Source organism: Rhodococcus sp. PD04, assembly GCF_035918275.1.
Classification (GTDB): Bacteria; Actinomycetota; Actinomycetes; order Mycobacteriales; family Mycobacteriaceae; genus Rhodococcus; species Rhodococcus rhodochrous.
In genome coordinates this window covers 4,590,042-4,609,843 of record NZ_CP142143.1, presented here as the reverse complement: position 1 = coordinate 4,609,843, position 19,802 = coordinate 4,590,042, and the positions used below count along the sequence as shown (strand labels likewise).

The window sequence follows — 19,802 nt, the reverse complement described above, 5'->3', positions numbered from 1 at the left end:
ACAGAGCCTGTCCGACGGAGGTCGCTTCCCGACGACCCGTTCCATAACGGAACGATAACGCAACATCACGGTTCTATAACGTAGGTGTTCTGAGCTGCGGAAATATCCTATGTTCCCGGCTCCGTCGGCCCGAGCGGACGATCGGTGGCCGGAGATGGGATGCTGGATCCATGAGCGCTGTTCCTGCCGACGCTGCCGCCGACGCGGAGGCCGCGTTCGGCGGCCTCGTCGTGGAGACGGAGCTTGCCCCGATCCACCGGCTCGACAGCGGTGCGTTGTCCGCCGTCGAACTGCAACTGCGTGGTCCGGAAGGATCATCGTTGCACGACGCCACTGCGCTGAGTGAGGCCGCTCGGGCCATGCACCAGAAGTCGGAGCTGGACCGTATCAAGTGGCGCAGGGCCGGCCTGCATGCCGGGTCGGCGGTCCCGCACCTGGTGACCGTCGATCTCGATTCCCTCGACGAACTCGGCGCGCTCGACGAGCGCCGGAGCCCGACGACGGTCGCTCTCATCACCGAGCAGGCACTGATCGCCAGTCCCGCCGAGACGCTGCGCACCATCGCGGCGGCGCGCACCGCCGGCATGCTCGTCGCGGTGGACGGTGTGGGAGCGCGTGCCCAGGCCCTCGCGCTGCTGCCGCTCGTCGAACCGGATGTGATCATCACGGCGCCGGCCCTGATCGCCCGTGCGGCCGACGCCTCGACAGCGAGGATCGCGCACGCCGTCGCCGCGTACATCGAATCCAGCAGCGCGGTCGTCATCGCGCAGGGCGTCGATTCGGAACTGCATCGCCGCCGCGCCCTGGGGCTGGCCGCCGAATACGGGATGGGCGCGCTGTATCCGACGGTGGCTGCGAGCGGAGATGCCGCGCAATCGGATTCGGACGTCGAGCCCATGTCGCTGCGTCCGCGACCTGCCGTTCCGGACGATCCCGAACTCACCCCCTTCGCCCTGGCGTCCGAAGGGCGCAGGCGCACGCGCAGTTTCAAGCGGCTTCTGGTGTCGATGAGCAAGCTGCTCGAGACCAACGCGGTGGGAGCCGGACCGGAGACGATCGTGCTCGGCACCTTCCAGCGCGCCGAGCACTTCACGCCGACTTCACGGGCACGATGGGCGCAGCTCGCCGAGCAGGTCGCGTACACCGGGGTCTACGGCGTCGGAATCGATCCCTACGTCGACTCCGCGGTGCACCACGCGCCGTTGGACCCGGACGATCCGATGGTCGACGAATGGAACGTCGTCGTCCTCGGCCCGCACTTCGCGTGCGTGCTCGCCGCGCTCGACATGCACACCGACGCAGCGGATCTCGACCGCGAATTCCACTACGTGCTGTCCTACGACCGCGGCACCGTCATCCGGTGCGCCCACAGCATCCTGGCTCGTTTCGAGGGGTGACCCGCGGGGGAGCGGCTCAGGACGACGGTGGGATCTCCAGGGGCACCGGTCGGGGACGGGACAGGGTCGCGCGCGCCGCACGGGCGACGGCCTCCCGGTCGTAGGAGACGACGTACTCGAATTCTCGCTCACCGCCGGCAGTTCGACGGTGCAGGTCGAGGGCCGAGAGTGCGCACGCGAAAGACTCTCCCAGGAGGATGACGTTCCACTCGTCGACGAGGGGGTCGTGCGACTCGATCGGGACGAGGTCCGGACCCGAGTCGCTCGTGCCGAAACCGACCGCGAAGACCGCCACGTGAGCGAGGGCGTCGGCCATCGACATCCATCGCCTGCGCGCCGCTCCGGTGAAGTGGTCGTGGTGCTGGAAGGTGCCGAGAGCGACCGTGTCGGGTCCTGCCTCCCCGGCTCGCACCTCGAGATCGGCGCTCATGGAGACCAACAGGCCCTTGCCGCTCCGCACGCGTTCCCGCCCCGCCGCCAGGATGCGGAAGGGCGTGGCGGTCGCGTCGTCGAGCGGTGCGCTCCAGGAGGGTTCCCGGAACAGCCCACCGCGCGGTGACGAAGGATCGGCCTCGGCCTGTAGCGCTGCACCGCAACCGAAATCGATACCGTGGGAGAGGGCCGCCCGGCGATGCAGGTCGGAGTCGACGCCCTCGGCGAGAACGACGGAGTTCGTCCGCTCGCAGTGGGCCCGCAACGACAGCAGGGTCGCGGCAACCCGCACGTCGGATACGACGAGCGCCTCGGCCGGTACGACGACCACCTCCGGCTCTACCAGGGCCAGGACGACCGTGGCGCGGGACGTCGATTCCGCGATGCGGACCGCCACGGCGAATCCGCGCTCACGCACAGCGGAGATCCTGCGCAGGACAGTCGGGGGATCGGCGAACACCTCGTGTTCGTCGACGAGTGCGACGGAATTGCGCTCGGCTGCCGGTCTGTACGCGAGGTCGGTCAACGGCGTCAGGACGGGAACGCCCCGATCCGCGCCGGAATCCGCCGCGGTCGACGGCATCACGGCCGCGACGACCGTGCCGTCCACGAGGTCGTGGATCGCGCTCGCGTGCATCACGTGCCGCCTTCCCGCATCACGGCGGTCCGTCCGCCGGGCATCACGCCGGACGCGCGCAGGGCCGTCGAGGGCAGGATCCGGTGCGTCGTCCGCTGTGGCCATCCTGCCAGCCACCGCGTCGGTGACCTCGACCGCCGCCCTCGATGCCGCGACGTCGCGTCCGGTGGGATCACCGCAGATACAGGCGCACCTTGTCGATCTCGTTGCGCAGCAGGTCGATCTCCGCGGCGGTGGGATCCTCGGTCAGCGTCAGTTCGTCGGAGACCTTCAGATCCCAACCGGTCGCGGCGCGGACCTGCTCGACGGTGACACCGCGGTGGATGCTGGTCAGTTCGAGTTCGTCGAAGGGGTCCTGCCGCGACAGCACGCCCAGGCTGGTGAACACCTTCGTCACCCCGCGCCCACGCGGCATGATGCCGGCGCCCGCCTCACGAGCACGGACCGGGCTCGGGGTCGTGCAGAAGTCCAGTTCGGCGGGAAACGCACTCGGATCGTGGCGTCGCATGATCACGAACACCTCGCCGGCGTTGGGCATGATCTCGACGGCCCCACCGCCGCCGGGCAGGCGCACGGTGGGCTTGTCCCAATCTCCGATGACACTGGTGTTGAGGCTGCCGTAGCGATCGATTTGCGCCGCGCCGAGAAAACCGACGTCGACGTTGCCGCCCTGCAGCACGTACCCGAACAGCGACGCCATGGACACGACGGATTCGGCGCCGGAGACCACGACGGAGTCGGCGATACCCTCGGCCATCGCCTCGGGGTGCGCGCCGCAGACCCCGGATTCGTAGATCAGCTCGACGTCGGGGTTCGAGGTGCGGGCGGCGAGGTCGACGGCGAGAGTGGGCAGACCGACCCCGGCGAAGACCCGGGCCTTGCCGGCCAGGGCGCGGGCGGCGACGGAGACGATGAGTTCGGTGGTGGAGAAGGTTTCGGTGGTGGTCACTTTCGGCTCCCGTAGTCGACGGTCCCGGAGGGGCGCGGCGCGACCTCGAGGTCGGCCCAGTAGTCCTCGCCCAGTTTCTCGAGGTATTCGGCGTGGTCGGTGGTGGTGAGGACCCATTCCTTCAGCCAGGTGCGCAGTTGCTGGGGATCCTTGCTGATCGCGGTCCAGCGGCGGTAGAACGCGCAGTCACGGTCGTAGTAGCCCTGCGCGTAGGAGGGGTGCGCTCCGCGCGGGCACAACACCACAGCGTCCACCGCGTGCGCGGGCACGAGGGTGCGGCTGGGGTCGGAGCGGATGACATCGTCGTCGACGATCTCCTCGACCACCACGATGGCCTTCTTCGCGGCGTAGACCGCTTCCTGCTGGACGCCGGCGATGCCCCAGATCTGGACGTTGCCGGAGCGGTCGGCGCGCTGGGCGTGGATGATCGTCACGTCCGGGGTCAGCGGAGGCACGACGTAGACGCTGCCGCCGCCGAAGGGGTCCTCGACGAGCCGGATGTTCGGGTTGATCTTCGGCAGATCGCTGCCGGCGTACGAGCGCAGCGGGAAGAACGGCAGCCCGGCCGCGCCGGCCTGGTAGCGGCAGACCATGCCGTAGTGGCTGTACTCCTCGACCTCGAGTGCGACGGGGTCGTGGTTCTCGATGCGCCGGCGGATCTCGTGGAGGGAACCGGCCGAGCCGCTGGCGAAGAACGACGCGACGAGCTTCGACACGCAGTCGGCGGCGATGAGCTGGTCGGAGATGATGTCGGGGGTCATGCGGCACAACGTCAGGTCGCGCCTGCCCTGCCGGATGATCTCGTGCGCCGCCGCGAACGGGATGAGGTGCGAGAAACCCTCGAGGGCAACGGTCATGCCGTCCTCGACATAGGTGGCTATCGCCTCGCGCATGGTCATGAGTTTGTCCGGCATACCGGTCGTCCTCCGTGTGGTCGGTAATTCGGTGTCGGATATCAGGCGCCCGCAGGCGCAATAATCGACGCGTGGAGATCCATCAGGTGAAGGCGTTCCTGGCGGTGGCGGAGGAACTGCATTTCGGTCGGGCGGCGCAACGGCTGCACATGGCCCAGCCGCCGCTCAGCCGCACGATCCGCAGACTCGAGAAGGAACTCGGAGCCGAACTCTTCGAACGCAACACCCGCAGCGTGCGGTTGACGGAGAGCGGTCGCGCGCTCGTGGAGCCGGCCCGGAACATCCTCGACGCCTGCCGGCTGGCCGAGATGGCGGTGACCGCTGCGGGGTCGGGCCAGACCGGCAGGGTCCGTATCGGTTTCGCCGGTTCGTCCTCGCACTATCTCGTGGGCCGGTGGGCGAAGCTCGTGCGACGCACCCATCCCGGTATCGAATTCGTGCTCGACAGTTCGGCGTACGCGAGCGAGGCACTCAACAAATTGGCTGCGGGGAAGCTCGACATCGGCATCGTGCGCCTGTTGTTCTTCCCACCGGGGATCGCGTCGCGCGTCGTGGCCCGCGAGAACCTCGTCGTGGCGCTGCCCAGGGAACACCCGCTCGCCGGCCGCGAGGAGGTCCGGCTCGAGGACCTCGCGAGCGAGGCGTGGGTGATGCTTCCGGCCGAACCCGGATCGATGCTGCGCGAGCTGCTGCTCCGCCTCGCCCACGATGTCGGCTTCACGCCGAGAATCGTTCAGAGTGCCCCGGATTCGCTGTCGTTGATCGCCCTGGTCTCGGCCGGGGTGGGATGTTCGATGACGGTCTCGTCGGTCGCGGCGAACGTCATCAACCCCGAGGTCGTGTTCGTCCCTCTCGCCGATCATCCCGAGCCGCTCGACGTGCGGCTGGTGTGGCGGGAGGACGACGACAGTGCCGCGCTGCGCGAGGTTCTCCGTCTCTCCGAGGAAGCATTGCCGACTCCGGAGTGACCGGGGCCGGCCGGCGACTGTGCCGGCCGGCCCCGAGTGCGAAGGATCCGTCCTAGGCATGGACGCGATCTCGTGGCGTGTCGTCGGAGCGAGGGCCGTCTTCGGTGCCCGGCGTACGGCGGTCGCGCTCGGCGGCTGCCTCCGCCTCCTCGAGGGCGAGTTCGTCGGCATCGGACTTCTCGGCGACCGACGGCGCCTTCGGGTCGTACCCGGTGCGCTTGAGCAGTGCCAGGGTGCACACGAGGGAGACCGCCGCGTAGCAGGCCGCCGCGACGGCCACACCGGTGACGTCACCGGACGAGTTGAGCAGGTACTGGGCGAGCACCGGGGTGCCACCACCGACGATCAGCGAGCACAGCTGGTAGGCGAGCGACAGGCCCGAGTAGCGGATGTTCGCGGGGAAGGCGCGGGCGAGGATGCCGGCGATGGCGCCGTAGAACATCGAGTGCGGAATCGTCGCGAGACACATACCGATTGCGGCGATCGCGAACGTCTCGGTGCGGATCGCGAAGAACATCGCGGGCATGAGGAACAGCTCCGGGACGATCATCAGGAGCATGGCCTTGCGCATGTCGATCTTCGACACCAGCACGGCACCGAAGGGCTGCACGATGAACTGCACCACGAGGGCGATCGCGATGATCGCGAGGAAGGTGCCGCGCTCGTAGCCGAGTTCGCTCGTCGCCCACGACAGCGCGAAGGTGTTCTTGAAGTAGGTCACCTGGGCGAGGGGCAGTGCGCCGGCGCCGAGCAGGACCAGGAGCCAGTGCTTGCGCAGTACTTCCTTGATCGGGAGCTTGACGGTCTTCTTGCGCGCCAGAACGGCTTTCATCGCGTCCGATTCCTCGAGCTTGAGGCGGATGATCAGGCCGACGGCGACCAGTGCACCGGAGAGCAGGAACGGGATGCGCCAGCCCCACATCATGAACTGCGGGGTGGGCAGCGCGGCGAGGAAGAAGAACGCCATCGTCGACAGCAGGTTGCCGGCGGGCGAACCCTGCTGCGCGAACGCCGAATACAGGATTCCCTTGCCCTTCGGGGCGTTCTCGCTGGCGATGAGGACGGCACCGCCCCATTCTCCGCCGACCGCGACGCCCTGCACGATGCGCAGGAAGACGAGCAGGACCGGCGCCCACATCCCGATCTGCGCGTAGGTCGGGAGCAGGCCGATACCCACCGTCGCGATGCCCATCATGACGAGCGTGATGACGAGGGTGTTCTTGCGTCCGATGCGGTCGCCGAGATGGCCGAAGATGACGCCACCGAGCGGGCGGGCGAGGAAGCCGGCCCAGAGGGTGACGAACGCGAGGAGGGTCGCGACACCGCTCGAGAGTTCGTCCGAGAAGAAGATCTGGCCGAACACCAGAGCGGCGGCCGTGCCGTAGATGTAGAAGTCGTACCACTCGATGGTGGTGCCGATGAAGGAGGCGATGCCGGCCTTGCGGGCCTTCTTCGCGATCTCCTGATCGGTGGGTGTGGACGAACTCATGCGCCCTCCGTCTCTTACGCCCCCGACGAGGCGGGTGGAATGTGGTCTGCGTCTCATCAGAGGGTGGCAGGGCTCGGCTTTGCAGTCCAATACCCAATGGGACGCGGATCGATACCTCAGAGGTATTACCGGGGAGTCGGTGTTCGGCCTGGTAGACATACGCCGGACGGAACCGCGAACGCGAAAGGAACACCACGGTGACGAGCGACGGAACCAATCGGAGCGAGGTCGAGGTTTCTGCCGGCCTGCCGCTGGAGGGCATCACCGTGGTGAGCCTCGAACAGGCGGTCGCTGCGCCCCTCGCGACGCGCCATCTCGCGGATCTCGGAGCTCGGGTCGTCAAGGTCGAACGCGTCGGCGACGGCGACTTCGCCCGCGCCTACGACAGTGCCGTGCAGGGACTGGCCGCCCACTTCGTGTGGCTCAACCGCGGCAAGGAGTCCTTCGCGGTGGACCTCAAGGCGCCCGAGGGCATCGACGCGGTGAAGAAGCTGATCCGCGGCGCCGACGTCTTCCTGCAGAATCTCGCGCCCGGCGCGGTGGAGCGTCTCGGACTCGGTGCCGACGACCTGCGCGCGGACCACCCGGAACTCGTGGTGGTCAACATGTCGGGATACGGCACCGACGGGCCGATGCGCGACCGCAAGGCCTACGACATGCTCGTGCAGTCCGAGACCGGACTGTGCTCGATCACCGGCACACCCGAGACGGCAGTGAAGACGGGCATTCCCACCTCGGACATCGCCGCGGGCATGTACGCGCTCACCTCGATCCAGGCGGCGCTGCTGCGCCGGCACCGCACCGGTGTGGGCGCAACGATCGACGTGTCGATGTTCGACGCCACCGCCGAATGGCTCGGTTACCCGATGTACCTGCAGATGTATCAGGGACGCCAGGTGCCGCGGATGGGCCTGTCGCACACCTCGATCGCGCCGTACGACAAATACCCCACCTCGGACGGCGAGATCCTCATCGGCGTGCAGAACGACCGGGGCTGGCGCACGCTCACCGATGTGCTCGGCATGCCCGAGCTGGGCGACGATCCGCGCTACGCCACCAATCTCGAGCGGGTGCGTCGCCGCGAGGAGGTCGACGCGCTGGTCGGGCAGGCCACCAAGCAGTTCACCAGTGCGGAGCTCGACGGGAAGCTCGCCGACGCCGGTGTGCCGGCCGCGCAGCTGCGCGATCTGCGTGGGCTCATCGAGCACCCCCAGCTCGCGACGCGCGATCGCTGGCGTGAGGTGCAGACCGAGGCGGGGACGGTGCGCGGCATCCTGCCGCCGATGAACTTCCGGGACGTCGAACTGCCGATGGGCGCGGTGCCGGGGCTCGGTCAGCACACCGACGCGGTGCTCGCGGATCTCGGGCTCACCGACGAGCAGATCGCGGGCCTGAAGAAGGCCGGCATCGTCGGCTGATCCGCCCCGCCCGGTCCGCTCGGCTTCGTCCGCTCACCAAATGTGCGGCCATAGCTTCCGGTGCTTATAGGTATCCGAAGCGACTGGCATCGTCGATTCTGATGGATTCGTGCTGCTCAGCAATTGACGATCCCCGACGGGTACCGAAAAATGGCCGTACAAATACTCGTTCGACGAGTGCGGGTCCGCGATGGCCCGATGGGCAAGGAGGCGGCGATGTACGGATCCGGCGACCGTGACTGGGTGGTCGCGGCGCGGTGCCGCGGGGTGGACACGTCGATGTTCTTCCCTCAGCCCGAGGACGGCCGCGGTGCGGTGCTCCGGGCCGAGCGGCAGGCGAAGGAGGTCTGTCGCTCCTGCCCGGTGATCGACGCGTGCCGAGAGCACGCCGTGCGCACCGGAGAGACGCACGGCGTATGGGGCGGTATGAACTACGCCGAACGACGAGCCTTCGAACGTGCGATGAAACTCGGTCGCCTCCAGTCGGTCTGACGCTGTCAGCCGACGTTGGTGACGGGGATCAGACCACCGGTGATGGAGGCGCCCGCATCGGAGATCAGGAACTCGATGACCTTCGCGATGTCGGCCGGCTTCGACCAGCGGCTCGTGTCGGCGTCGGGCATCGCGGCGCGGTTGGCCGGGGTGTCGATGACGACGGGCAGCAGCGCGTTGACGCGGATGTGGTCGTCGCGGTACTCGAGCGCCATCGTCTCGACCAGCGCCGACACCGCGGCCTTGGAAGCGATGTAGGAGGCGCCGCCCGGGAAGGGGTTGAGCGTCGCGGCGGTGGAGATGCAGACGATCGATCCACCGCCGCGGCGGATCAGGTGGGGCAGTGCCGCCTGGCTGACGGAATAGGCGGTGCGCAGGTTGAGATCGAGTTGGGAGTCGAGCACCTCGATCGGGGTCTCGTGCACCCGCGGTCCGGAGGTGAAGCCGCCGACGAGGTTGACGACGCCGAACAGGGGGGCGTCGGGGTCGTCGCACGCCAGGTTCAGGGCGTCTTCGAGTTGTTGCTCGTCGGAGAGGTCGGCCTGGACGAGCCGGAGGTTCGGATGTGTGCCCACTCGCTCGAGCTCGTCACGGACCAGCCACGGCACCACGACCCGCCATCCGGTGTCGAGGAGATGTTTCGTCACGGCGCTGCCGAGTCCGCCGGTGCCACCACTGACCAATACGGTGCGAGCCATCTGCCTGTATCCCTTTCGAGCGAGCCGTCTGCCGTGCTCCGACCGTACGTCGGTGCGCGAGAGGAACGATACCGCAAAACGGAAATGATGTTCTCATTTCCTTCGGTGGTCGGGACGGACGGCCCCTGAGCTGCGGCGACGGGTGGATGCGCTGCCCGCTGAACGACTTCGTACGAAGATCATGACGAACAAACGACGCAAGTGGAAGGACGGTCGATGACCGACATCGAGGCAGAATTCGTTCACATCGCAGGTCTGCGCGCCTACCTGGCCAGGCCGCTCGGCGGTGCCACCGGAGGAATGCTGCTGCTGCCCATGATCACGGGCATCGACGCCCAGGTCCGCGAGTACGCGCACGACATCGCCGGAACCGGTGTGACCGCGCTCGTCTGGGATCCCTGGCACGGACCGAGCGCCGACGACAGCTCGCGCGAGGAACTCGTGGAGTTGATGCGGGGCCTCGACGACGAGAAGTGCCTCGCGGAGATGGCGACCCTGCTCGACCACGCCTTCGGTGAACTACGCCTGGAGAAGGTCGGCGTGATCGGGTGGTGCCTCGGCGGACGCCTCGCCCTGATCCTCGGCGCCCGCGACACGCGCGTCGCGAACGTCGTCGCCTACCACCCGTCGATCGCGGTGCCGCCCGCCCCGAACCATACGATCGACGCCGTCGAGCAGGCAGGTCACGTCGCGGCACCCGTCATGGTGCTGCACGCCGGCGCCGACACGATCATGAGCGCCGAAACCTTCGCGAACCTGCAGGCGACGCTGCAACAGCGCGAGACCGGCGCGACCATCACCCACGTCTACCCGGGCGCCGAACACGGCTTCTCCTCCCGCGACCGGCACGGCAATCCCGTCAACGCCGACGCCTACGCGGTGTCGTGGCCCCAGGCGCTGAGCTTCATCGGGGATACCGTCCGCTCCTGACGCATCCGCTACAGAATCGGCTTTCCGCTACCGCAATTGCTGTAGCGGAAAGCCGATCTTGTAGCGGATGGGCAGAATTTTTCGGGAGAAACGGTTGCACATGCGCGCGTGAGGGCCACGATGGAGCGCATGGCGTCGAGCGCGAAACTCGAACAGGTCGTCATCCGCATCGCCGGCGACTCCGGCGACGGCATGCAACTCGCCGGTGACCGGTTCACCGCCGAGGCGGCCGCGTTCGGCAACGACCTGGCCACACAACCCAACTTCCCCGCCGAGATCCGCGCACCTCAAGGCACTCTTCCCGGGGTCTCGAGCTTCCAGATCCAGATCGCCGATCACGACATCCTCACCGCCGGGGACCGGCCCGACGTGCTGGTCGCGATGAACCCGGCGGCCTTCAAGGCCAACGTCGGCGACCTGCCCCGAGGCGGCACCGTCATCGTCAACAGCGACGAGTTCACCAAACGGAACCTGAGCAAGGCGGGCTACGACGCCGACCCGCTCGGCACCGACGCCGTGGAGCACCTGACCGTCCACGCCCTGCCGATGAGCACCCTCACCACCGGAGCCGTCGAACCCGCCGGTGTGGGCAAGAAGGACGCGCAGCGCTCGAAGAACATGTTCGCGCTCGGTCTCCTGTCGTGGATGTACGGGCGGCCGATCGCGCCGGTCGAGACGTTCCTCGAGCGCAAGTTCGCGTCGAAACCCGACATCGCGCACGCGAACGTCCTCGCCCTGCGCGCCGGCTGGAACTACGGCGAGACCACCGAGGCGTTCGCCGCGACCTACGAGGTGGCCCGCGCGTCGCTGCCACCCGGGACGTACCGGCAGATCACCGGCAACACCGCCCTCGCCTACGGTCTCGTCGCGGCGGGCCGCGCGGCGGGGATGGACGTCTTCCTCGGCACCTACCCGATCACGCCGGCCTCCGACATCCTCCACGAACTGAGCAGACTCGGACGCTTCGGAGTGCACACCTTCCAGGCCGAGGACGAGATCGCGGGTATCGGCGCCGCGATCGGCGCGTCCTACGGCGGTGCGCTCGGGGTCACCAGCACGTCCGGTCCGGGAATCGCCCTGCAATCCGAGGCGATCGGTCTGGCGGTGATGACCGAGCTGCCGCTGATCGTCGTCGACGTCCAGCGCGGCGGACCGTCCACGGGCCTGCCGACGAAGACCGAACAGGCCGATCTGATGCAGGCGATGTTCGGCCGCAACGGCGAATCGCCCGTCGCGATCGTCGCACCGCAGTCGCCCGCCGACTGCTTCGACGCCGCACTCGAGGCCGCGCGCATCGCCATCACCTATCGCACGCCGGTCATGCTGTTGTCCGACGGTGCGATCGCCAACGGATCCGAACCGTGGCGGATCCCCGACATCGACGACCTGCCCCGCATCGATCCGCGCTTCGCCGCGTCGCCGGGCGACGACGACCCCGGCTATCAGCCCTACGCCCGCCATGCCGACACCCTCGCCCGCGACTGGGCGATCCCCGGAACCGCAGGTCGCGAGCATCGGATCGGCGGACTCGAGAAGGCCGACGGCACCGGCGACATCTCCTACCACCACACCAACCACGAGCTGATGACCCGACTACGGGTCGCGCGGGTGGCCGGTATCGACGTCCCGAATCTCGACGTCGACGATCCCACCGGTGACGCCGAGGTGCTCGTGCTCGGCTGGGGGTCGTCGTACGGGCCGATCGGGGAGGCCGTGCGTCGTGCTCGACGCGCCGGTCATCGGGTGGCCCGAGCACATCTGCGTCACCTGGCGCCGATGCCGAAGAACCTCGGCGACGTACTCGGACGCTACCGGCGCGTGCTGGTCCCGGAGATGAACCTCGGTCAGCTGTCGTTCCTTCTGCGGTCGCGGTTCGACGCCGACATCCAGCCGGTGACGAAGGTGGCGGGCATGGCTTTCCGCGCCGACGAACTCCACGACGCCATCGAAGCCGAATTCGCCGGAACACTCGCCGACACCGAACGATCCCGGACTCCGGACGCGGTCGCCTCGTCGACGAAACTCGACCCCACAGCAGAGAGGGCACGAGCATGACCGGACTCCTCGGCCACGATCTCGGACTCCGCCCGCACATCGATGCGCTCGACGGTGTGCCCCGCACGGACGTTCCGCAGAAGGCGAAGGACTTCACCTCCGACCAGGAGGTGCGGTGGTGTCCGGGTTGCGGCGACTACGTCATCCTCGCGACGGTCCGCAGCCTGCTGCCCGAATTGGGTGTCCGGCGTGAGAATCTCGTGTTCGTCTCCGGCATCGGATGCTCGTCGCGCTTCCCCTACTATCTCGACACCTACGGTGTGCACTCGATCCACGGACGCGCCCCGACACTCGCGACCGGTCTGGCGGTGACGCGTCCGGATCTGTCGGTGTGGGTCGTGACCGGCGACGGCGACGCCCTGTCGATCGGTGGCAACCATCTCGTCCACGCCCTGCGTCGCAACGTGAACATGCGGATCCTGTTGTTCAACAACCGGATCTACGGCCTGACCAAGGGGCAGTACTCGCCGACCTCGGAGGTCGGCAAGGTCACCAAGTCCTCACCCGGCGGGTCGGTCGACGCACCGTTCAACACCCTGTCGCTCGCGCTCGGCGCCGAGGCGTCCTTCGTCGCACGTGCTCTCGACTCCGATCGCGCCGGACTGACAGAGGTCCTGCGCGCGGCGGCGCACCACCGCGGCACGGCCTTCGTCGAGATCCTGCAGGACTGCCCGATCTTCAACGACGGCTCGTTCGACGTGTTGCGCAAGGACGAAGCGCCGTCGCACCTGATCCGGCTGCGGCACGGCGAACCGATCATCTTCGGCGTCGACAACGAGCTCTGCGTCGTCCGAAAGGGTTTCGGCCTGCGGGTGGTGCAACGCTCCGAGGTGGACGCCGCCGACATCGTCGTGCACGACGCGCACACCGACGACCCCGAATACGCGTACGCGCTGTCGCGGTTGTCGGACCAGGACCTCCGTTACGTCGTCACGGGGATCGTGCGGCAGGTCGGGCGGACGACCTACGACGACGCCGAGCGTGCTCGGGTGCGGGTCGCGCAGGAGTCCGGCGCCGCCGACCTGCAGCAATTGTTGCGGGGCGACAACACGTGGACCGTTCCCTGACGCTCGCATCCGCTACCGTCCTGGTCATCCGCTACGACAATTGCGGTAGCGGATGACCGACGTTGTAGCGGATCAGGCGTGGTGGACGACGCGACCGGCGATGACGGTCGCGCGGACCAACTCTGCGGTGGGTGCTGCGAGGACGTCGGCCAGGGGTCGATCGAGCAGGACGAGATCGGCCGGCGCGCCGACCCGCACGCGACGAGCAGTGCCACCGGGATCGTCGAGCGGGGCCAGACACCGGTCGAGCGCGGTCGGGGCAGGGATCCGTTCGTCCACCCCGGCGACGTCGCCGGTCGGGCACGTACGGGAGACCGCCGCGGAGATCACCGCCCACGGGTCGGCGGGGCCGTAGGGGGCGTCGCTGGACAGCGCGACCGGCACATCACCGTCGAGGAGGCTCCGGCACCGATAGAGGTCGGGCAGGTCGACGGCGGGCACGTCGCGGAGGTAGGTGTCGCCGCGGTCGGCTAGGAAGCCGGGTTGGGTGACCACCTGCAGCCCGAGGCGTCGCAGGTCGCCGATCGACTCGGCCGGGACGAGCGCGCCGTGCTCGATACGGTCGCCGGGGGCGGTGCCCACCTCGGTGAAAACGGCGAGCAGGATCGCGAACGCCTCGCGACTGACGCAGTGCACCGCCACCGCGCGACCCGCATCGTGGACGCGGCGGATCGTCGTCGCGAGATCGTCGAGGTCGGGCAGTCCGGAGTCGGCGAGCACGATCTTGTGCGGCCCCGCGGCGAACGTCTCCGAGTCCACGAAATCCAGTGGTGCACCGAGAAGTCGGATGCGCTGCGGGACGGACCCGTCGACGTGGGAGGCGCGGAGGTGTTCCAGGGTCGAGGGGGTGAGGTCGGGCGTCGCGTCGGTGAGACCGGTGATGCCGTAGGACGCCAGTTCGGCACCCACGTCTGCGAGCGATGGTGGGCCGGAGTCGGGTAGCCGGTCGCGGAGCCATGTGTCGGCGCGCCACACGCGTCCTGTCGGTCGTCCCTTCTCGTCGCGTTCGACGCCGGGGTGATCGGCCGTTGCGAGTCCCGTGAGTGCGGCGGCGGTGGAGTTCAGGAACCATACTGCACCGCTTCGGTGTTGGATGCGCACGGGACGCTCGGCGTGCAGCATGTCGAGAGAATCCAGATCCAACAGGCCGGCAACGTCCTCCGAGTACCCGACACCCCGTATCCATCCGTTACCGGCCGCGGTTGCGAGTGCGCGGGCGAGGTCGTCGGCGGTGTGGACGGCAGGTGGGCCGCAGCGGACCGATGTGCGGTCGGCCGCGAGGGCGTGCAGGTGGATGTGGTGGTCGTGCAGGCCCGGAAGCAGTGCGCCTCCACGACCGTCGACGACGTCGGCCGACGCGGGTACCGGCACTTCCGATCCGAGGACTGCGACGACCCCGTCACGGATGAGGACATCGGTTCCGCCGATGCCGTCGACCTCGACGTCGCGTACGACGAGGACGCTCACGGCCGGATGCCCAGATCGGTGAGTACGCGCCGGGTGTCGCGCCCGGATTCGGCGACCTCACCGGAGATTTCACGCCTCTGCGGTTCGGCGACGGCGACGACACCGTCCGCTGTCTGCAGCACCCACTGCTCGCCGTCGCGAATGGCGGGTTGCGAGATGGTCGTGGGTTCGTCGAGAGTCGCCGCGACGACAGCGGACATCGAGATGTCCCAGAGCTTTCCGCGCTCGTCGGGTGGTGCCGACATGGCCAGTGCTGCGGCGGTGAGACCCGTGAGGGGATCGGCGATCGCATCGCCGACGAAGACGGGGCCCTCCGCGTCGTACGCGATCAGACCGGCGGAGGCGGCGATGTCGTCGCCGAAACCCACCCGGTGCGAATCCCGTCCGTGCGCGGTGATCGAGATCCACGTGGTGCCGTCGTCCACAGCCTTCGCAGCGTCGAGGCCGAAACCGGCGAGTGCACGTGGCCGCGACGCTTCGATCACGATGTCGGCAGCTGCCACCAGTTCCGCGAGTTCGCGTCGCTGCGTGTCGTCGGCCGGGTCGAGCACGACCGATTCGTGCCCGCCGTGCAGGAGCCGATAGAAGTCGGCATTGCCGCGACGCGCACCGTCCGGCCGCGACGGCGTCTCGACCTTGACGACGCGCGCACCGGCGAGACCGAGCAGATGCGCACACAGCGGCCCGGCCCACAGTGCGCTGAAGTCGACGACGAGCAACCCGTCGACCGAGCGGGGCTCCGGCGGCGTCAGGGGAGCGGCTACACCGTGGACGACAGGTCCGCCCGCGATCGCGAGCAGTTCGGCACGCTCGGCCAGCTCCGCCCCGGTGTGTTCGACGAGCCAGTCGGCGACGGCAGGCCACGGATCGCCGGAGATCTCCTCGCCGATCAGGGCGCCGAGCAGGAGCGGGTCGTCGGGACGCGCGCACGAGACCGCCGCCCACCCGTCGATCGTCGGCAACAGGCGACACGCACCTCCGGCGGAGACCGCTCCACCACGACGATGACCGGTGAACGCCGCACGCTCGGACAGCAGGCGTGCGCCGTCGATGTCGACGACGTCACCGGAGGCAGCGGTGATCCAGGCGGAGAGTTCGCGGGCGGCGGTGGCGGCACGGCCGGGAGGGAGCAGTGGGGGACCGTCGACTCTGCCGGTCAGAGAGGCAATTCCGCTGTCGGCCCAGTCGCGTACCGGGTCTGCGGCGAGGTCGGTGGCCACGACCGTGATGTTACATTTCGTGCCGGATGGGGCCTGGTGGAGTACAAGGACGGACCACATGGATACGGCACGAGCGATGCTTCTCTCCGCTGCGGACCTGGCGAACGGCGCGGCAGGAGAGCCCCTTCTCGGTGAGGGCGGTGCCGTGTCCCGGCCGATGGTCGTCGTCGATCTCGACGGAGGCGTTCCCCTGATCGAGCGTGCCGTCGAGCAGGCCGCGCTGGCCGATCGGATCCTCGTCGGCCGCGCGACCCGCGAGATCCCCGCCGAGGTTCGTCCGTTGATCGACGCGCTCGACCTCACCTACGCGCCGGTCGCGCAGTCCCGCGGCGTGGTGGACACACCGGATCCGGACGCGAGCATCGCCGCCTTCGCCGAGGCGGTCGCCGCGAACCCGCAGGCCGCGCTGGTGGCACGGCAGGTCGTGCGGGCGTCCGAGACACTCGCGGTGCCGGAAGCGATCGACGTGGAGTCGCTCGGCTACTCGACGTTGCAGGGCGGACCGGAGTTCGCCGCATGGCTCGCCGGGCGCGGCCCGCGGCCCCTGCCGCCGCCCTCGGATGAACCGGTGGTGATCGCGCGCGACGGCGACCTCCTGCACATCACGCTCAACCGGCCCGAGCGCCGCAACGCCTACGGCACGGTGCTGCGCGACGCTCTCGTCGACGCCTTGCGACTCGCGATCCTCGACGACAGCATCGAACGGGTCGTGCTCGACGGGGCTGGGTCGTCGTTCTGTGCCGGCGGTGATCTCGACGAGTTCGGCCGCACGCCCGACATCACGCTCGCGCATTTCGTCCGCACGCGCGGGGGAGCGGGGCGTCTCGTCGCGCAGCTCGCCGGTCGCATCGAGGTGCGGTTGCACGGTCACTGTATCGGCGCGGGTATCGAGATCCCGGCCTTCGCAGGCCGGGTGGTCGCGACTCCCGACACGGTCTTCCGCCTCCCGGAGGTTTCGATGGGGCTCATCCCCGGGGCCGGCGGGACGGTGAGCATCCCGCGGCGGATCGGCAGGTGGCGGTCGCTGCACCTGTTCGTCACGGCTGCGCCTCTCGACGTCTCCCGCGCACTCGACTGGGGATTGGTGGACGAGATCCGCGACGTGTGAACAATCTGTTGACAACAAGTTGTTCACACACCATCCTGGGTTCATGTCCGAGGAAGGCTTCACCCCACCGAATCCGAGTCGCGAACGCGCGCACCGTGAGTACGCGGGGCTGTTCCGGATCGCCGAACGGCACGGCAACACTCCCGAGCAGCGGGCCAGGCAGTCGCACCCGGAGATGCTCGACCCGCTCGGCGCCATCCGTCTCGTCGCGGCTCTGGCGGGTGGCGTGCACAGTCCCGGCCCCGGCGAACCCGAGGTCGACGACGCCGACGTCATCGCCGCGCTCGGTCTGGTCCCGAAGGCACGCGCCGAGATGGACCAACTCGAGGCGCTGATCCTCCGCATCGCACGGGAACGCGGGATGACCTGGCAGGAGATCGCTTTCGGCCTCGGCCTGGGAAGCACCCAGGCGGCCCGGCAACGCTACGAGCGCCTCGTCAAGCGGGTCGACGCGTAACGGCGAAACCGACGTCGTGCGCGATTTCCCGGAGGATTTCGCACACGACGTCGGTCTCGGCAGCAGTGGCCGTCAGGCCATGAGTGCGGTGAACCGCCAATCCAGGACGGGAGCCGGCTCGGCATCTCCGCGGTGCGCGTAGACGAGCGACCGCAGGTTCAGCACGCCACCGCCCTCGGCGAGGGGCTCGGCGGATTCGACGTGCAGGTCGCTGGTGAGGGTGTCGCCCTCCTGGACCGGGCCGGTGTGGTCGCACGACTTCCAGCCCAGCACCGTCACGAGATTCGGCAGGGCGCGCGTCGCCTGTGAGAAGGCCAGGCCGATGGTGTGGCCGCCGTAGACGAGACGACCGGATGCGCCGACCCGCTCGTCGTGGTGCGTCGCCGCGATGTTGAGGCTCAGGCGCGCGAGTTCCGGTGCGCTCGAGACGACGTCGCCGCTGGACTGCAGCACGGCGCCGGCGAGGGACTTGTCGAAGTGCTCACCCGGCACCTTCGATCGGTAGACACTCAGATCCCAGTCGGCGGGCGCGGACCACTGCGGTTCGTCCTGCGGCCCGATGGCCGAGAGGTCGTCGGAGTGCACCACGCGGTCGGGGTCGGGATTCTCGCTCAACGGCAGCATTGCGCAGCGGTAGAAGTCGAGGACGGTGTTGCCGTCCTGGTCGACGGTGTTCATGCGCAGCGCCGCGAGACCGGTGGGCTTGCGTCCGGGCTTGGCCGAATTCTCCTTCAGCCCCACGACTTCGGTGGTGGTGTAGAGGGTGTCGCCGATGTGCGGGAAGCGGCGGAAACGCAGACCGCGGTAGAAGAGATTGGCCTTGACGTGGTGCGTGACGAGGGTGGACTGCCCGATCGCGATGTCGGTGACGAAGCCGGCGTGCGCGACCGGCCCACCCGCGACGGCGGCCGAGAGGTGCTTGTCGAGCGGAAGACGCAGGCGGTCACCGAGAATGCTCTGGTGCGCGGCGGCGAGACCGTCGGTGAGCGTCACGGCGGGGGCGGTGTCGAAGACCTGGCCGACGGTCAGTTCGTCGAAGTAGGGTCCGCCGACGTACGAGGTGGTCATGGCTTTCAGGCTCCGATCTTCGACAGGGTGCGGCGGGCGGCAACAGCGACGGCCTCGTCGAGCATCTGGCCGTCGAGCTGGGCGGCTCCGGCGCCGCGGTTCTCGGCTTCCTCGAGTGCGGTGAGGACCTTGCGGGCGGCGTCGACCTGATCGTCGGTGGGTGTGAAGGCTGCTGCGGCAGAGGTGATCTGCGCGGGGTGGATGACCCACTTGCCGTCGAATCCGAGATCGGACACCCACTGCGCCGAATGGCGGAAGGCGTCGTCGTCGGCGATGCCGAGGAACGGCCCGTCGATCGCCTGGACACCGGCGGCGCGGGCGGCGTGCAGTACGCGGTCCTGCACGTAGAGCCAGTGCTCGGGGGCGGCGGTGCGGGCGCGGCCCAGGGAGGCGCCGAGGTCGGCGTAGCCGATGATCACGCCGGCGACCCGGGAGCCCGCGACGATCTCGTCGATGCGCTGCACGCCGGCGGGGGTCTCGATGAGGGCCTGCACCGGGACGGTCGATTCACCGAGGATGCGGTCGGCCTCGACGAGATCGTCGGCGCTCTCGACCTTGGGGATCACGATCGAGGCGAGGGCGTCGCCGAGTGCGGCGCACGCGCGCAGGTCGTCCTCGAACCAGGGGGTGCCGCGTCCGTTGATGCGCACGGAGACGGTGCGTGTGGCGCCGTGCTCGCGGACCAGCGGAGCCACGAGCTCGCGGGCGGCGTCCTTCTGGGCGGCGGTGACGGCGTCCTCGAGGTCGAGGACGACCTCGTCGGCGGCGGAGGCGAGGGCCTTACCGGCTTTGCGTTCGTCGGAGCCGGGGGCGACGAGAACGGCGCGCCGGCGGAGGTGTTGCTCGGAAGACACGGGGACCTCGGGGAGTTCGGTCGGCAATGACGGCGCTAAATGTACGGCCATTGTTGGCGGTATGCCACCCCACGGAGAGGTGTGCCCATAGGAAGGTGCAGTCGTTCGTATCGGCTAAAACTCTGCAATCACGACGTCGAATGAGTGTCTTCGCGTTGACAACGCCCGAACTTGGTCCACAA

The 19,802-nt window shown here is 68.7% G+C and carries 18 protein-coding genes; 9 read left to right on the top strand and 9 right to left on the bottom strand.

The genetic code is table 11. The annotated features are described in order from the left end of the window. The first annotated feature begins 170 nt into the window (after window positions 1-170). Window positions 171-1,397 carry a DICT sensory domain-containing protein gene (locus U9J23_RS20920; RefSeq protein ID WP_283479365.1) on the top strand — a complete coding sequence of 409 codons (1,227 nt, stop codon included), beginning with the start codon at window positions 171-173 and terminating at the stop codon, window positions 1,395-1,397. Between the two features lie 16 nt (window positions 1,398-1,413). On the opposite strand, the gene U9J23_RS20915 is transcribed toward U9J23_RS20920, so the two are convergent. The 3 genes from U9J23_RS20915 to U9J23_RS20905 form a co-directional block, all read right to left on the bottom strand. After that, on the bottom strand, window positions 1,414-2,466 hold the full coding sequence (locus tag U9J23_RS20915) for a DICT sensory domain-containing protein (protein ID WP_272269048.1): 1,053 nt from the start codon (window positions 2,464-2,466) through the stop codon (window positions 1,414-1,416). Window positions 2,467-2,638: 172 nt separating this feature from the next. Beyond that, on the bottom strand, window positions 2,639-3,415 hold the full coding sequence (locus tag U9J23_RS20910) for a CoA-transferase subunit beta (protein ID WP_326600215.1): 777 nt from the start codon (window positions 3,413-3,415) through the stop codon (window positions 2,639-2,641). Beyond that, window positions 3,412-4,329: a CoA transferase subunit A gene (locus U9J23_RS20905; protein WP_194699499.1), complete on the bottom strand. Its 918-nt coding sequence runs from the start codon at window positions 4,327-4,329 to the stop codon at window positions 3,412-3,414. Before U9J23_RS20905 ends, U9J23_RS20910 begins: the two co-directional genes overlap by 4 nt. Window positions 4,330-4,400: 71 nt before the next feature. Here U9J23_RS20905 and U9J23_RS20900 point away from each other — a divergent pair, with 71 nt between their 5' ends. Next, complete coding sequence (locus U9J23_RS20900; protein ID WP_059384095.1) at window positions 4,401-5,297, top strand: LysR family transcriptional regulator; 897 nt, start codon at window positions 4,401-4,403, stop codon at window positions 5,295-5,297. Between the two features lie 52 nt (window positions 5,298-5,349). Here U9J23_RS20900 and U9J23_RS20895 read toward each other — a convergent pair whose 3' ends face one another. Beyond that, entirely contained in the window at window positions 5,350-6,786 is a 1,437-nt protein-coding gene (locus U9J23_RS20895) for an MFS transporter (protein WP_229583027.1), read from the bottom strand. A gap of 197 nt (window positions 6,787-6,983) precedes the next feature. Here U9J23_RS20895 and U9J23_RS20890 point away from each other — a divergent pair, with 197 nt between their 5' ends. Both U9J23_RS20890 and U9J23_RS20885 read left to right on the top strand, forming a co-directional pair. After that, window positions 6,984-8,204 (top strand): CaiB/BaiF CoA transferase family protein, encoded by a 1,221-nt coding sequence (locus tag U9J23_RS20890; RefSeq protein WP_145707453.1) that lies wholly within the window; start codon window positions 6,984-6,986, stop codon window positions 8,202-8,204. 177 nt (window positions 8,205-8,381) lie between these two features. Beyond that, on the top strand, window positions 8,382-8,696 hold the full coding sequence (locus tag U9J23_RS20885) for a WhiB family transcriptional regulator (RefSeq protein ID WP_442802258.1): 315 nt from the start codon (window positions 8,382-8,384) through the stop codon (window positions 8,694-8,696). 5 nt (window positions 8,697-8,701) lie between these two features. On the opposite strand, the gene U9J23_RS20880 is transcribed toward U9J23_RS20885, so the two are convergent. Then, the gene (locus U9J23_RS20880; protein ID WP_059384099.1) at window positions 8,702-9,394 is read right to left on the bottom strand and encodes an SDR family NAD(P)-dependent oxidoreductase; all 693 of its coding nucleotides are present in this window, start codon (window positions 9,392-9,394) and stop codon (window positions 8,702-8,704) included. A 216-nt stretch (window positions 9,395-9,610) separates the two neighbouring features. Between U9J23_RS20880 and U9J23_RS20875 the strand changes: the two genes are divergently transcribed. The 3 genes from U9J23_RS20875 to U9J23_RS20865 all read left to right on the top strand — a co-directional run bounded on the left by U9J23_RS20875 (window position 9,611) and on the right by U9J23_RS20865 (window position 13,446). After that, window positions 9,611-10,324, top strand: a complete 714-nt coding sequence (locus U9J23_RS20875) for a dienelactone hydrolase family protein (protein WP_059384116.1) — start codon at window positions 9,611-9,613, stop codon at window positions 10,322-10,324. 120 nt (window positions 10,325-10,444) lie between these two features. Beyond that, window positions 10,445-12,379: a 2-oxoacid:acceptor oxidoreductase subunit alpha gene (locus U9J23_RS20870; RefSeq protein WP_272269050.1), complete on the top strand. Its 1,935-nt coding sequence runs from the start codon at window positions 10,445-10,447 to the stop codon at window positions 12,377-12,379. After that, a complete protein-coding gene (locus U9J23_RS20865) occupies window positions 12,376-13,446 on the top strand; it encodes a 2-oxoacid:ferredoxin oxidoreductase subunit beta (protein ID WP_059384101.1) in 1,071 nt (356 codons plus the stop codon). Before U9J23_RS20870 ends, U9J23_RS20865 begins: the two co-directional genes overlap by 4 nt. Before the next feature lie 72 nt (window positions 13,447-13,518). Here the strand turns inward: U9J23_RS20865 and U9J23_RS20860 are convergent, their stop codons facing one another. Further along, window positions 13,519-14,913 (bottom strand): amidohydrolase family protein, encoded by a 1,395-nt coding sequence (locus U9J23_RS20860; RefSeq protein ID WP_059383731.1) that lies wholly within the window; start codon window positions 14,911-14,913, stop codon window positions 13,519-13,521. After that, window positions 14,910-16,133 carry a CoA transferase gene (locus U9J23_RS20855; protein ID WP_326600207.1) on the bottom strand — a complete coding sequence of 408 codons (1,224 nt, stop codon included), beginning with the start codon at window positions 16,131-16,133 and terminating at the stop codon, window positions 14,910-14,912. The genes U9J23_RS20860 and U9J23_RS20855 overlap by 4 nt, the downstream gene beginning before the upstream one ends. A gap of 58 nt (window positions 16,134-16,191) precedes the next feature. Between U9J23_RS20855 and U9J23_RS20850 the strand changes: the two genes are divergently transcribed. Both U9J23_RS20850 and U9J23_RS20845 read left to right on the top strand, forming a co-directional pair. After that, window positions 16,192-17,241 (top strand): enoyl-CoA hydratase/isomerase family protein, encoded by a 1,050-nt coding sequence (locus U9J23_RS20850; protein ID WP_272269033.1) that lies wholly within the window; start codon window positions 16,192-16,194, stop codon window positions 17,239-17,241. Window positions 17,242-17,284: 43 nt separating this feature from the next. Further along, complete coding sequence (locus U9J23_RS20845; RefSeq protein WP_059383734.1) at window positions 17,285-17,698, top strand: hypothetical protein; 414 nt, start codon at window positions 17,285-17,287, stop codon at window positions 17,696-17,698. 72 nt (window positions 17,699-17,770) lie between these two features. On the opposite strand, the gene U9J23_RS20840 is transcribed toward U9J23_RS20845, so the two are convergent. Beyond that, window positions 17,771-18,766 (bottom strand): MaoC family dehydratase, encoded by a 996-nt coding sequence (locus U9J23_RS20840; protein WP_059383735.1) that lies wholly within the window; start codon window positions 18,764-18,766, stop codon window positions 17,771-17,773. Window positions 18,767-18,771: 5 nt separating this feature from the next. Next, window positions 18,772-19,647, bottom strand: a complete 876-nt coding sequence (locus tag U9J23_RS20835; RefSeq protein ID WP_059383736.1) for an HpcH/HpaI aldolase/citrate lyase family protein — start codon at window positions 19,645-19,647, stop codon at window positions 18,772-18,774. Window positions 19,648-19,802: the final 155 nt, after the last annotated feature.